This is a genomic window from Kineobactrum salinum, assembly GCF_010669285.1.
Lineage (GTDB): Bacteria > Pseudomonadota > Gammaproteobacteria > Pseudomonadales > Halieaceae > Kineobactrum > Kineobactrum salinum.
In genome coordinates, this window is sequence record NZ_CP048711.1 from 1,972,522 (window position 1) to 1,986,793 (window position 14,272).

Here is a 14,272-nt window from a genome sequence, read left to right on the forward strand (position 1 = left end):
GTAGTTTTCGCTATCCAGTTTTTTCCCGGACTACCTACACTGTGCAATCAAGGTTGAAGTCACCGGCCTCGGCAGTCGCCCGGGGGCCGGCAGATACTGCAGCTATTCTGCAACGATAAAAATGACCCGGAGATCACTTATGAGAACCCGAACCTGTGTATTATGCGCCGCCGTTGCCGCCACGCTGAGCGCGGACCTCATGGCCAGCGCACTTGAAGAAGTGGTTGTTACCGCCACCCGCCGGGAGGTCAATCTCCAGGATACCGGGATTTCGGTCACCGCCATTTCCGGAGCGGCGCTGGAACAGTTCAACATAACTGATTCCGACCTGCTGACCCTGATCACTCCCGGACTGATGTTGCAAAATGGCGGCGGCTCGCCCCTGGTTGGCCTGGTGTCAATACGCGGGGTGTCACAGAACGATTTCGCCGGTCACATTGAGTCCCCCAACGCCCTGTATCTGGACGAAGTCTACCAGTCCTCGATTTCCACCAATTCCATCAAGATGTTTGACATCAGCCGGGTAGAAGTACTGCGCGGCCCTCAGGGAACCCTGTTCGGGCGCAATGCCACCGGCGGCCTGGTGCACCTGATCACCAACAAGCCTACCGAGGAGATGGAGGGCTATGTCAAGCTGACCGCCGGAAGTTACGACTCCTGGGGCATCCAGGGCGCCCTGAGCGGCCCGCTCTCTGATGCAGTCGGCGGCCGGGTCGCGCTGTACCACAGCAAGGCTGACGGTTTCATCGAGAACGATATTGGCCCCGACCAGATCGAGGACGATACCCTTGCCGGCCGTGCGCACCTGAACTTCAGACCTTCCGAACGGCTGGACATCCTGTTGACTGGCGACTATTACAAGACGGATATCGACAATGTGGGCGGCGCCCACAGCCAGGGCGCGGCCGTGGACCCGGTGACCGGGCTAGGCTTCAATGTCCCCGGTGTCGCCAACACAGTGACTGGCTACGTGGATGCCGACGGCGACATCTACACCGGCGCCTACGATCAGCCCGGTTTTCTCGAACGCGAATCCAGCAATATCATCCTCAACATCAGCTATGAGCTCGACCGCCTGCGGCTGGTATCGCTGAGCAATTTCAACAGTGTCGAAGTCGATTACCTGGAAGACAACGATCTCAGCCCTGTGCCCTTCATCGAATTCGGCCAGACCGGCGACAGTGACACCTTCAGCCAGGAGTTGCGACTGGAGCAGGGCGAGGGCAGCACGCGTTGGAGCACGGGTCTTTACTACCTGAACATCGATGGCGACTACAGCCAGGCGCTGTCAGTCAATCCGCCCCCCAATTATGACCCCGCCGAGCTGAGCCTCGGGCAAGTCGCCCAGTGGAGCGTAGAAACCACCTCCTATTCTGTGTTTGGCCAGATCGAACAGGATCTCGGCGCGGACCTGATGCTCACTGCCGGCCTGCGCTGGACCTATGACGAAAAGGACTATGATTACAATGCCATTCCCAGGTTGGAGGTGATGGGCACGCCGATCCCGGGTCAGGCGCCGCTGGGAGTACCACCCGGCAGCCTGATAGAGGAGGTGCTGAGCAACGGCCCAATTGCCGACAGTCACGATGAAAATGGCGTTTCCGCGCGCCTGCAGCTGGACTATGCGGTCAGCGGCGACTGGCTGCTCTACGCCAGTTTCAACAAGGGTTACAAGGCCTTCAACTACAACGCCGGATTCGCGGGCCACGCCCCCTTCGACGGCGTACGCTTCGATGGCGAGGATATCTATGCCTACGAAATCGGCAGCAAACTCGACTTGTGGGGCGGCAGGGCACGCTGGAACATCAGTGGCTACTACTACGATTACAAGGATTACCAGGCCTTCGACCAGCGCGGCATCAATTTCACACTGTACAACACCGATGCCACCATCAAGGGGCTGGATACCGAGCTGACCCTGTCACCCACCAGCACCACGATGCTGATGGTCAGCGCCGCCTATCTGGATACCGAAGTGGACAACGTAGTGATAGGTACCGATCCGCTGAACCCTATCCTGGTCTCCAGGGAGGCTCCCCAGTCGCCGGAATTCACCTTCAGCGCCGGCGTGGTGCAGGACTTCCCCATCAGTGCCGGGGTGATTTCGCTGCAGTTCAGCGGCTACTACAACAGCGGCTACTTCTCCCAGCTGACCAATGCCCCCAACACCGACATCCCCAGCTACACGGTGTACAACGGCCGCCTGAGTTTCGCCGACAGCAGTGAAAAGTACGAACTGGCGCTGTTCGCCAAGAACCTGTTCGACAAGGAATACTACACCTACGCCTTCGATATCTCTGCCAACGGCTTTACCGAGCAATCCCTGGGTGTGCCGCGCTGGGTGGGTATCGAAGGCCGCTACAACTTCTGATCCCGCCGTTGCCACACCGGCAAATGACGCCGCCATGATTACCGGCACCGCTTTTCTGGTCGATGGCGGCACCACCGCGGGCATGCCCGCGCGCCATTCGCAACCCTGACCGCAATTCACCTCAGCCCCACAGGAATCCAACATGGAATGCACTGTCAGCGAGATGTTACTCGCCATACTGAAGAAGCACGGCGTGAAGTATATCTGCGGCCTGCCCGCGGCCCAGATCGGCCTGATCATGGACAGCGCCTCGCGCGATCCCGACCTCGTCTATATCACCACCCGCCACGAGGAAGCGGCCGGCCACATGGCGGCCTCAATCTCCAGGGTCACTGATACTGTCGGAGTCTGCTTTGCCACAGTCGGGCCGGGAGCGACCAACCTGGTGCCCGGGGTGGCGGCGGCCTTTGCCGACAATATTCCGATTATCGTGATTACTGGCCAGAACCAGGCCCGCGCGATAGATCCCGGTATCGACCAGTTGCAATCGGCTGACCAGCAGGCGCTGTTTCGTCCCATCACCAAGTGGAATGCGATCGTGCACCACCCCGAGCGGGCCCCGGAACTGTTCGAGCGCGCCATCCATATCGCCCGCTCCGGCCGGCCCGGGCCAGTGCAGCTGGACATTCCCTGCGATGTCGGCACCCAGCTGTGCCGCTACAATCTCACGCAGACTCCGCCCTACCGCCTGCAGCGGCCGACCCCTGCCGCACTGAGTTGCAGGAGGTCGTCGCTGCCCTGCGTCAGGCCCGCAGGCCGCTGTTGATTGCCGGCGGTGGCGTGGCCCGCTCCGGCGCAGTGGCCGAGTTCCGCGCGCTGGTAGATCACTGCGACATGCTGGCCATGGCCACCGCCAACGGCCGCGGCGTATTGCATCCGGACTGCCCCAACAACCTCGGCTCCGCCGGCCTGGTCTCCGGTCAGGCGGCAATAGATGTCGGCCAACAGGCTGACCTGGTACTGGCCGTGGGCTGCAAGTTCTCGACCTTCACCCCGATCCACAAGCCGCCCCACTACCCCAAACCCGACACCCAGAAAATCATCCAGATCGATATCGACGCCGCTTCCATAGGCCGCGCTGCACCGGTGGAGACAGGCCTGGTCGGGGACGCCAGGGCGACCCTGGCGGCACTGCTGGAGGAATTGGGATCAGAACCACTCGATCAGCAGGATTCTGCCTGGAAACAGGCCATCCTGAAAACCCGGGACGAAAACCGGACGCTCTACCGCGAATCCGCCAAGTCCAGCAAGGTGGTGGGCGGCAGCGGCCTGCTGAATGAATCCGCCGTGGCCGCAACCATCGCCGATCTGCTGCCCGAGGATGCCATTGTCGTGCACGACGGCGGCCAGACCATGATGTGGACCATCTCTCACATCCAGGTCACCAGCCCCGAGAGCTCGCTGTTCGTTCCCGGCATGGGCCATCTCGGCTTCGGCCTTCCCTACGCCAATGCCGCCAAACTGGCGCACCCCGAGCGGCCGGTATTCTGCCTGACCGGTGACGGCGCCATGGGCATGACCATCCAGGAACTGGAGACCGCCAGCCGCTACGGCCTGAATGTGATCGTGGTGGTCTTCAACGACAGCTACTGGGGCATGTACAAGCCCTTTGGCGAGATCCTGGAAAATCCGGAGTTCGGTACCCGGCTGTCGACCGTGGATTTTGCCACCGTAGCCCGCGGCTTTGGCTGCTACGCCGAGGATGTGATGGATCTGGAAGGCATTGCTCCGGCGATCGAACGGGCGCTGGCCTGCGGCAGACCCGCGGTCCTGAACATCGGCGTCGACTTCACCCCGCACCCGATGGATTTTCTGTGGCCGAATATCATTCTGGACGGTTTTCAGTTCCCCGAACAACGCAAGGCGGGTCTGAAAGCGGTAGCCTGAAGGGAGCCGCCCACTGCGGGCGGCGGTAGCAGGGCCGGCGCAGGCGGGACAAAAGCGCCTAGCTAGTCAGCATCATGCCGCCGTCGACCAGGATGCGGTCGCCGGTGACATGCCTGCTCTCGTCGCTGGCGAGATAGACAGCGGCACTCGCGACATCCTCGACCTGGCCGAACTCTCCCATGGGAATCAGGCTGCGGAACTGGGCTTCGGCCTGCTCCGGCGTGACCCCGTGCTGCACTGCGGTGGCAGCCACCAACCGGTTGTGCATCGGCGTCTGGATCTGGCCCGGATGAATCGAGTTGCAGCGTATCCGGTAGCCCTGCTGGGCGCAGTACAACGCCACTGACTGGGTGAGGTGGCGCACCGCGGCCTTGGAGGCCCCGTACGCGGCGATAAAGGGTACCGGCACCAGGGCGCCGATGGAGGACATGTTGATGATCGCTCCACCACGGGATTTCATCTGCCGGATCGCGTGCTTGCAACCCAGCAGCGTGCCTTCGAAATTGACCGTGTAGATCCTGCGGACCTCGTCAATGTCAATATCCTCGAACAGCACCCCCAGCCCCGCGTCAGCAAAACCGGCGTTGTTGACCAGGATATCGGGGCTCAATCCCTGCGCCGCCAAATCCCGGAACAGCCCCTCCCACTGGCCTTCTTCAACCACATCCTGGACCATAAACTGGGCCCCCACCTCTGCTGCCGCCTCATTGCCCGCCGCGGCATTGATATCCGTGATCACTACCCGGGCCCCCTCTTCGACAAAGCGTGCGGCCATGGCCCGTCCCAGGCCCGAAGCCCCGCCGGTGACGATTGCGGTCCTGCCCGCCAGTCTGTTGCTAGTCATGCTGTACTGTCTCCTGTGTTGATGCCGGTGTGATTAGAGCCTGAACTGGACTGGCCGGCTGCTACCAGTGGGCGGGCCTGTCAATATGCCCAGCCGCCCCAGCGGCGACCGCCATCTCGAACATCGCCTTGGCATCCAGCACCATCGCGATACTGCCATCTTCGTTGTAGCCGGCCAGCGGACCGTGGACGATGGCGAACATCACCATGCCGTCCGGGCCAGTGACGGGCTTGTGGTTGACACCCGCCGGCTCTTGCACGTAGTAACCGGTATGACCCCAATCGTCCTCGTAGGCAAAGCTGCCCTCCAGGATCACCCCTTCCACCGCACCGATATGGCCGTGGATGGGCGCCACGTTGTTGGGGCCGACCTTGAGCATCATAGTGAAACCACCTGTGATCGAGTTGATACCCAACAGCTTGAACCAGGTGTCGGGCATCACCCAGGGCGCCCAGTCCAGGCTGCCGTGGTCAAAAAAAGCGCTTTTCAGTGTGTGGGTGACTTCGACGCCAGTAGTGGCGGCATTGCTGAGCTGCGGGGAGGGGGGAGTCTGTGTATTCATCACGTTATTCCATTCGGATCAGGGGAGAATTGGCCAGGCGCGGGTTGCGGCCCGCAACAGGGACCGGCGGCGCTGCCCATGCAGGCTAGCATGGGCAAGATCGGGGCCAACAGAGTGTAAATACTCAGGTAGCGGTGGTGGCCGGCGTCCACGGCCGGGAGCCAGAGGGCGCCTGAGTAGTTTTCGCTATTCAAGCGGGCAACGGGACCTGCCACGCTGCTCCCGGTTCCTCAGCGCGCCCGGCAGCCGCTGGCGCGACCAACCGCCCCGAACCAGGAATGCAGCGGAGACAGGCATGCCGGTATACAACTTTGGCCAACCCGACCGGGGCGTAATCCAGACCGCCTTCATCACCGATGACATCCAGCGCTCGATGGCGCAGATGTCAACGCTGCTGCAGATAGGCCCGTGGTTCCTGTTCGAGGATTTCCAACTGCTGGATTTGCACTACCGCGGCGAACCGGCGGATTTCCAGGTAAGCCTGGCGCTGGCCAACTCCGGACATATGCAGTTTGAACTGATCCAGCCACTGGACGACAAGCCCTCTCCCTATCGCGAACTGCAGACCCAGCGCGGCTGGGGGTTTCATCACTATGCAGTGGCGGCGGAAGATTTCGACGCTGCCAGCGCCGACTATGCGGCGCAGGGTCTGGAGCAGATCCTGTCCTGTTCTGTGGCTGTGGGCGGCCGGGCGGCCTATTTCGATAGCCGTGACCAAGTGGCGGGCATGATCGAACTGGTGGAAATGACCCCCCAGGTGGAACAGCTCTGGAGCATGATCCACCAGGCCTCAGTGGGCTGGGACGGCAGCGACCCGGTGCGAACCCCCGGCTGAGACAGGCCGCCGGCGTTACTTGAGATTTGTTTTCCTGTCACCTTCACGTATGCTGTCAGCGCAACTGCAAATAATTCCAGATAGTGCAGGTGCAGGAGGTAAGAGTCGTGACCCCGAAGAATGACCTCGGCACTTCGGCGACCATCAGTTCCATCATCAATTGCGACGGCCTGCCGGCCATGGCGGAAACCGTGTTACGCCCGGTGGCCAGGCTGCTGCAGGCCGACAGCGCCGTATACCTGCGCTTTCGCCACGATTCGCTGGGACAGCCGCAGATCTGCGAAAGCTCCTATGCCGGCCAGCGACCGGACAGTGTCGGCCAATACATGTCCGGTTACTTTGTGGAGGATCCCATCCTGCGGCCGGTCATCGAGCGGCCACAGGACTGGCGCCAGTTCAAGGGGCCGCTGAAATTTCACCTGCGCGCCCAGGTGCGGCAGAGCGAACTGCGCAGCTCCGATTACTATCGCAAGTTCCTGCAGCCCAATGACCTTGGCGATGTCATCGGACTGGTGTTTCCGGTGGACAACGGCGGTCCGCAGATGCTCTGCGTCGGCATCCACCGCAGCTCGCAGCAACCGCGTTTTACCGAACTGCAGGACCTGGCACTGGACGCCATTTCGGGATCGCTGCGGCTGGTACTGCAGAACCTGTGCCTGCGCACCTCGGTGGCAGAGCAGTCAGCGCTGATCAATGCCCTGGACGCGACCACCACCGGCGTGGAATTCGCCGTGTTCGACCGGCAGCTGCGCATGCTCAGGGCCAGCCGGCGGCTGCGCGCGCTGTTCCAGCAAACCGCCGCCGGAGCCGGCGGGCGATTGCGGAGCGTGGCCGCCGGCCTGCTGTCCCGCAGCGACGATGACCCTGTCACCCATGCCGCGATTGAACTGGATGATCGCTTCAGCGGTGAACTGCGCCTGGTCCGTGACGATGGCGAAGCCCATTTCGTACTGATCGTGCCCGAGGACAACCGGGCCGCGCCGGCACCCCCCACGCTGGGGGAAGTCCTGCGCGGCCGTCACGACCTTACGCCACGAGAGTGCGATGTAGTGGAGCAGGTGGCTAAAGGCTTCAGCAATGCCGGCACAGCCAGTGCGCTGGGGATCAGCATCCGCACCGTAGAGAATCATCTGCGGGCGGTTTACGACAAACTGGGCGTCAACAGCCGCACCCAGCTGATCAGCCGGATCTACGCCAACTGAACCGGCGGTTGGGGGGCACCTGGCCCCCTGCCATTCAATTTCACGAGCCACCCTTGTCCCGCCGGAGTTTGTTGATACAGTAGCGGCTTCGGTGCGAAGTTCCGTCTACAACACTCCTATGCCAGAAACAGACTTTATGATCGAAGTCGACACCCTGTCGCGGCGCTATGGCGAGCTGATGGCTGTCGACCAGGTCTCGTTCACCACAGGCCGCAATGAGGTGGTCGGCCTGTTGGGACACAACGGTGCCGGTAAAACCACGATCATGAAAATGCTGAGCGGCTATCTGGAGCCCTCGGCCGGTCGCATCACAGTGGACGGCACGGTGCTGGCCGACCATGCCCGCCAGCTGCAGCGGAAGCTGGGCTATCTACCGGAGAACCTGCCGGTGTACCCGGAAATGCTGGTAGCCGACTACCTGGAATATGCCGCCACGCTGAAAGGCATTCCCCGCGCCGAGCGCCACCTGGCCCTGCGCGAGGTGATTGCCGCCACCGGCCTTGGCGCTCGCGCGCTGGACCCGATTCAACAGCTGTCCCGTGGCCTCAAGCAGCGGGTCGGGGTGGCTCAGGCCATTCTCGGCCAACCGCGGTTGCTGATCCTGGACGAACCCACCAATGGCCTGGATCCGGAGCAGACCGGAGAGATGCGGCAACTGCTGCGGCGCCTGGCGCAGCGAGCGACCATTATCCTGTCGACCCACATCATGCAGGAGGTGGACGCTGTCTGCGACCGGGTGCTGGTGCTGGCGGGCGGCAGACTGGTGCTGGACGAACCACTGCAGAGCCTGCGCCAGAGCCGCAGCCTGTTGCTGCGTACCGGCCTTGAGGAACCGGAGCTGGCTACCTGGCTGCGGCGCCTGCCGCAGGTGGCAGCGGTCCATGAGGAATCGGCGAGCGCGAACTGCCGTAGCTGGACCCTGCAACTGCACCCGCGTTCCGACCTGGACACCGCGGCCAACAATATCGCCAGCTGTGTGACCGGCGCCGGCGCAGCCCTGTACCAGTTGCAACCGCTGGTACGGGATCTCGACAGTATCTTCCGCGAGGCGACGATGCAGCAGGGAGGCAGCGAGCTTGAGCACTGACAGCTGCAGCCGGCGGGTCGCCCAGAAGGAGCTGCGGCTGTTTTTCGGCTCGCCGGTCGCCTGGCTGTTTCTGGTGGTATTCGCGGCGGTCACCCTGTTTTTGTTTTTCTGGGTGGAGTCCTGGTTTGCCCGCAACATTGCCGATGTCCGGCCCCTGTTCGAGTGGATGCCGCTGTTGCTGATTCTCCTCAGCGCGGCCCTGACCATGCGCATGTGGAGCGAGGAGCGGCGCAGCGGTACGCTGGAGCATGTGTTGACCCAGCCGGTGGGCCTGTGGCGCTTCGTGCTGGGCAAGTTTCGCGCCTGCTTCACCCTGCTGCTGCTGGCCCTGGTCACTACCCTGCCGCTGCCGGTCACGGTGGCGCTGATGGCCGACCTGGACTGGGGTCCGGTGGCCGCGGGCTACCTGGCCACCGCTCTGTTGGGCGGCGCCTACCTTAGTATCGGCCTGTTCGTCTCCGCCCGCACCGACAACCCGATTGTCAGCCTGATAGGTACAGTCGCCCTTTGTGGGCTGCTGTATCTGCTGGGCAGCGGACTGCTGACGGATTTCTTCACCGACCGTGTGGCTGAGTTGCTGCGCCTGCTGGGCAGCGGCTCCCGCTTCCAGAGCATTACCCGCGGTGTGCTGGACCTGCGCGACCTGGTCTACTACCTGAGCCTGATCGGCGCGTTTCTGACGCTGAACGTCTACACCCTGGAGCGGGAGCGCTGGGCGCGAGAGGCCAGCACTCCCCGGCACCGCCGCTGGCGCCTGGGCGTGGGCCTGTTGCTGGCCAACCTCCTGCTGCTCAATGTCTGGCTACAGGCACTGCCGGGGCTGCGCCTGGATGTGACCGAGGGCCGCCTCTACTCCATTTCGCCACCGACGCGGGAGTTCCTGTCGCGACTGGAGGAGCCACTGTTGATCCGGGGCTATTTCAGTGCCAAGACGCATCCGTTGCTGGCACCGCTGGTGCCGCAACTGCGCGATCTGATCGAAGAGTACGCGGTCGCCGGGGGGCAGCGGGTGCGGGTGGAGTTTATTGACCCCGCCCGGCACCCTGCGCTGGAGCAGGAGGCGATCGAACGCTACAACATGAACACTACACCGCTGCAGGTAGCGGACCGCTATCAGTCATCGCTGGTCAATGCCTGGTTTCACGTGCTGGTGAGCTATGGCGACGAGTTTGTCACCCTGGGCTTCACCGACCTGATCGATGTGCGCAGCAACGGCCAACGCGAGGCGGAAGTCCGCCTGCGTAACCCCGAGTTCGACCTCACCCGGGCAATCCGCGACGTGCAGCAGAGCTACCGGCTGGGCGGCAACCTGTTCCAGGCGCTGGATGAGCCGGTCGAGCTGGTCGCCTACGTGTCGCAGGAGACGATGCTGCCGCAGCTGCTGCGGGACTACAAGCAGGCCATCACCGAACAGCTACAGGCGCGGGTGGCGCAGTCCGGGGGCAAGTTCAGCTTCCGCTTCCGCGACCCCGAGGCCGGTGACGGCGAACTCGCCCGCGAGCTGGAACAGGAGTGGGGCTTCCGGCCGATGATTGCAGCGCTGGGGGATGAGCGGCAGTTCTACTTCTACCTGACCCTGTCCGACCAACGCCAGGTCGTGCAGCTACCCACCGACAACTTTGATCCCGGGGACTTCGGCGCGATGCTGGATGCGGGCCTGAAGCGCTTTGCCCGGGGCCTGACCCGCACCGTGGCACTGGCCGCACCCCAGGTCAACGAGCAGATGGCACGCTTCCACATGGGCGCGCCGACCTTTGTCAACCTGGAGCAGGCCATCACCCGCGACTACAGCATCCGCATGGAGCAACTGGAAGATGGCCAGGTGGACCCCGACGCCGACATCCTGGTCGTGGCGGCGCCACAGGACCTGAACCAGGCCGCCCTGTTCGCGATCGACCAGTTCCTGATGCGCGGCGGCACCGTGGTGATCGCCTCCTCGCCCTACAGCGTGGAACTGTCCGGCGGCGAGATGCGCCTGCTGGACTACGACAGCGGCCTGGGTGACTGGCTGGCCTCCCACGGGCTCAGCATCGGCGCCAGCCTGGTACTGGACCCTCAGAGCGCCGCCTTTCCGGCGCCAGTGCGGCGCCAGGTCGGCGACTACGAGTTCCGGGATGTACAGATGATCGACTATCCCTACTTCATCGATCTGCGGGCGCCGGGTCTGAATCCGGACCATCCGGTCACCGCCAGCCTGCCGCAGTTGACCATGGGCTGGGCCTCGCCCATCGAAGTGGAGCCCAGCGATGGATTGCGGGCGGTCACCCTGCTGCGCAGTTCTGATCGGGCCTGGCTGTCTACGGGACGCGACATCATGCCGCAGGGGGACGGCGCCGGACGTACCACCTTCCTTCCCGAGGGAGACCAGGGCAGCCAGCGCCTCGGCGTGCTGCTGGAGGGCCGGTTTCGCTCCTGGTTCGCTGGTCGCAAGCCGCCAGATCAGGTGCAGGAAAACCGTCCTGGCCCGCGCGGCGTACTGGAGCATTCCCCCGGCTCGGCGCGATTGCTGTTGTTTGCGTCCAATGACTTCATGGATGACCAGATGCTCAACGCAATGGTTGCCGCCGCCGGCAGTCAGTACCTGGGACCACTGGAATTGCTGTCCAACACTCTGGAATGGGCCCTGCAGGACGAATCGCTGCTGCAGATCCGCTCGCGGGCGCACTTCAACCGCACCCTGCCGCCGATGGACCGGCCGGCACAACAGGCGATAGAAGCCATCAACTACGGCCTGGCAATCACCTGGCTGTTGCTGCTGGCATTGGGCTTCAGCCTGCGCAAACTGGCCCGCAAGCGCTACTACCGCAAGGCCCTGGCACTGTGAACCGGATTACCACGCCCCTGCTGCTGATGCTGCTGATTCAGGGCGTCATCACCGCTGCAGTCTATTGGCCGCGGCAGCCAACAGTACTGGCAGATGCGGTGGATGGCTCCTTGCTCAGCCTTGAACCTGCGGCCATTACCAGGATTCACATCGCCGACGACAGCGGCAGCGAGGCACTGCTGCAACGGGTCGATGACGGCTGGCGGCTGCCCGGCTTGATGAACCTGCCGGCCGACCCGGGTCAGGTGCAGCGGCTGCTGCAGGCATTGACACAGCAGCAGGCGGGTTTCCCGGTGGCGACCAGCGTGGCGGCCAGGCAGCGTTTCGAGGTCACCAGTTATCTGTTCCAGCGCCAGCTGACCCTGCTGCAGGACGACACCGCAGTGGCCACTGTCTACCTCGGCACCGCGCCGGGCTATCGCAAGGTTCACGCCCGCGAAGCGAGCGAGAATGCCATCTACCGCCTCGATTTCAACAACTTCGACGCACCCGCCGAGAGTAGTGGCTGGCTGGACCGGCGCCTGCTGCAGATACCCGCACCGCGGGCGATCACCGGCCCCGGGTTTTCGCTGCGGCGCAGCGGTGATGACAACTGGAAATCCGCGACCGGAGCCAGGCCCGAGGCACGTGAACTGGAAGCTTTGCTGGTTTCACTGCGCAACCTCCAGGTAGAGGGCCTTGCCGGAGAAGATGAGCAGCGCAGTCTCGCCGCCAGCGGCCCGGTATTCGAGCTGGATGTGGTGACCGACGAGGAGGAACTGAAGCTGGCGTTTTTCACGCTGGAACAGGACTACTACCTGCACGACAGCCGCCACGAGCTGTTCTTTGCGATCAGCGGCTACGATTTCGATCGTCTCAACAGCCTGGATGCCGCGCGCCTGCAGGGCGGCAGTGAAATGCAACCAGCCCCGGGACACAACGGAACAACCCCGGAGCAAGACGAAAAGCGCTGAGCCGCCACTGCCCGGCGACTACTCGCGATGATGATCCGTGCAGCGCGACCGGCCCGCAGGGCCTGGGCCGCTGTCAGTTCCGCAGCCGTTCCAGAATACTGGAAAAGTCACGCTCGCCGTTGCCGGCCTGCTGGTGGGCAGTGTAGAGTTCCCGCGCCAGCCGGCCCATCGCATTGTCCAGGTCACTGTCTTCCGCCACCGCCAGCGCCAGCCCCAGATCCTTGACCATCAGGTCCACCATGAAGCCGGGCTTGTAGTCATTGCTGGCCGGCGCGAACCAGATTGATGGCCATGGGCCCACCCATGTTGCCAAGCCCTACGAATCCTGTCTTTGCCACATTGATGCCCTTTGCCTGTTATAGATTGCGGTGAATTCTTGCTTTCCCATAGTTTGGCTACCAGGGTAGCGGCATCGGCCGGGGTGCGGTGTTCAAGACCGTATGCGACATGGATGTCGCATCCGAGCCCCCAGGGAGGGGTTTACGGCGTGTCTTGAACACCGCACCCCGGTCGATGCCTCGGAGGTCGAAGTGTCAACCTCCCTTTAGGTCCTGTAGCCCAATACTCTGCGACAGCAAGGACGACGAATTACAGATCCGCCAGCGGATTGCTGTCCCAGGGTGCGCTGAAAAAGCGGTCCAGCAGCGCCTGCAGAACATCCCGCGAGCGGCTGAATTCCCAGGCAGGCTGGCGATCCTTGTCGATCAACAGCGCGCGCCCTCGGCGAACTCCGGGTAGCGCACCACATTGGTGGCGAGCTGGATTTCCGCCTGGAACACCTCCCGCAGCGAAGCGTGGCGGGTTTCCCGCAGTTGCCGGTCGATCCACAGCGCTGCCAGCTTGGAGCCGTGGGCCAGGCTGTCGCGGGCCTTGGCCAGCCACGGATCATCGGTGTGCTGGGAAATGATATTGTCGATCACCTCGTGGATATCGTCGCCGTCACAGAGAGAGTTGATACGGGCCATATGCGGCTCCACCTGGCCACCCGGCAGCGAGCCCAGGCTCTGCTCGGCAAAACGCCGCAATGAATGGCGTACCAGGCCGTGGTTGGCAGCGTCGTCATCGGCCAGCCATTGTTGCTGTTGCAATTCGCGCAGCACCGCGTCCTTGTGTTCGCTGGCGATGAAACGGTCCGCAAGCCCGGTATACAGCGCATCCGCGGCGTTGATGGAGGCCCCGGTCAGGGCCAGAAACTGCCCCGCCTTGCCGGGCATGTGGTTCAGGAACCAGCTGCCGCCCACATCAGGGAACAGCGCGATGGTAATCTCGGGCATTGCGATCCGGGTGGTCTCGGTCACAACCCGGTGGCTGCAGGCCGCCAGGACTCCCAACCCGCCCCCATCACAATACCGTGGCCCCAGCAGACAATAGGCTTGGGAAAGGTGTGGAGGGCATGGTTCATCCGGTATTCCCGGGTGAAAAAGCTCTCCGCGTAGTCGCAGGGCCCACCCGGATTGGCGACGGCCGAGCGGTACAGCGCCTGCACATCACCACCGGCACAGAGCGCCCTGTCGCCCGCGCCCTCGATGAACACCATTGCCACGGAATCGTCCTGCTGCCACTGGCGCAGCCTTGCGTGAAGCTGGTCCACCATATCCAGGGTCAGGGAATTGAGCGTGCCGGGCACATTCAGTGTGACCCGGCCAATAGAGCCTGTCCTGGCGGGCAGTTCGGCAAATACAATCGCTTCGTTATCCGGCATCAGCT

11 protein-coding genes and 1 pseudogene are annotated in these 14,272 nt (G+C 63.2%); 8 read left to right on the forward strand and 4 right to left on the reverse strand.

The genetic code is table 11. The features are described 5' to 3' along the window. The first annotated feature begins 139 nt into the window (after window positions 1-139). From G3T16_RS08440 to G3T16_RS08450, 3 genes are all read left to right on the forward strand, one after another. Complete coding sequence (locus G3T16_RS08440; protein ID WP_163494665.1) at window positions 140-2,371, forward strand: TonB-dependent receptor; 2,232 nt, start codon at window positions 140-142, stop codon at window positions 2,369-2,371. A 142-nt stretch (window positions 2,372-2,513) separates the two neighbouring features. Then, entirely contained in the window at window positions 2,514-3,137 is a 624-nt protein-coding gene (locus tag G3T16_RS08445; RefSeq protein ID WP_163494666.1) for a thiamine pyrophosphate-binding protein, read from the forward strand. Continuing rightward, window positions 3,089-4,258, forward strand: a complete 1,170-nt coding sequence (locus G3T16_RS08450) for a thiamine pyrophosphate-binding protein (protein WP_163494667.1) — start codon at window positions 3,089-3,091, stop codon at window positions 4,256-4,258. Before G3T16_RS08445 ends, G3T16_RS08450 begins: the two co-directional genes overlap by 49 nt. 58 nt (window positions 4,259-4,316) lie before the next feature. Here the strand turns inward: G3T16_RS08450 and G3T16_RS08455 are convergent, their stop codons facing one another. Next, window positions 4,317-5,102: a glucose 1-dehydrogenase gene (locus tag G3T16_RS08455; RefSeq protein WP_163494668.1), complete on the reverse strand. Its 786-nt coding sequence runs from the start codon at window positions 5,100-5,102 to the stop codon at window positions 4,317-4,319. A gap of 61 nt (window positions 5,103-5,163) precedes the next feature. After that, window positions 5,164-5,664, reverse strand: a complete 501-nt coding sequence (locus tag G3T16_RS08460; RefSeq protein WP_163494669.1) for a 2,4'-dihydroxyacetophenone dioxygenase family protein — start codon at window positions 5,662-5,664, stop codon at window positions 5,164-5,166. Window positions 5,665-5,959: 295 nt separating this feature from the next. Between G3T16_RS08460 and G3T16_RS08465 the strand changes: the two genes are divergently transcribed. The 5 genes from G3T16_RS08465 (at window position 5,960) to G3T16_RS08485 (ending at window position 12,565) form a co-directional block, all read left to right on the forward strand. After that, window positions 5,960-6,499: a VOC family protein gene (locus tag G3T16_RS08465; protein ID WP_163494670.1), complete on the forward strand. Its 540-nt coding sequence runs from the start codon at window positions 5,960-5,962 to the stop codon at window positions 6,497-6,499. A gap of 107 nt (window positions 6,500-6,606) precedes the next feature. After that, window positions 6,607-7,701, forward strand: a complete 1,095-nt coding sequence (locus tag G3T16_RS08470) for a helix-turn-helix transcriptional regulator (RefSeq protein ID WP_163494671.1) — start codon at window positions 6,607-6,609, stop codon at window positions 7,699-7,701. Window positions 7,702-7,837: 136 nt separating this feature from the next. Continuing rightward, window positions 7,838-8,788 carry an ABC transporter ATP-binding protein gene (locus G3T16_RS08475; RefSeq protein WP_163494672.1) on the forward strand — a complete coding sequence of 317 codons (951 nt, stop codon included), beginning with the start codon at window positions 7,838-7,840 and terminating at the stop codon, window positions 8,786-8,788. Continuing rightward, entirely contained in the window at window positions 8,778-11,612 is a 2,835-nt protein-coding gene (locus G3T16_RS08480) for a Gldg family protein (protein ID WP_163494673.1), read from the forward strand. The genes G3T16_RS08475 and G3T16_RS08480 overlap by 11 nt, the downstream gene beginning before the upstream one ends. Further along, window positions 11,609-12,565, forward strand: a complete 957-nt coding sequence (locus G3T16_RS08485; RefSeq protein WP_163494674.1) for a DUF4340 domain-containing protein — start codon at window positions 11,609-11,611, stop codon at window positions 12,563-12,565. The genes G3T16_RS08480 and G3T16_RS08485 overlap by 4 nt, the downstream gene beginning before the upstream one ends. A 73-nt stretch (window positions 12,566-12,638) precedes the next feature. On the opposite strand, the gene G3T16_RS08490 is transcribed toward G3T16_RS08485, so the two are convergent. Continuing rightward, window positions 12,639-12,848 (reverse strand): NAD-binding protein, encoded by a 210-nt coding sequence (locus G3T16_RS08490; RefSeq protein WP_408610747.1) that lies wholly within the window; start codon window positions 12,846-12,848, stop codon window positions 12,639-12,641. 421 nt (window positions 12,849-13,269) lie between these two features. Then, window positions 13,270-14,267, reverse strand: a pseudogene (locus G3T16_RS23065) (enoyl-CoA hydratase/isomerase family protein). Between the last annotated feature and the right edge of the window lie 5 nt (window positions 14,268-14,272).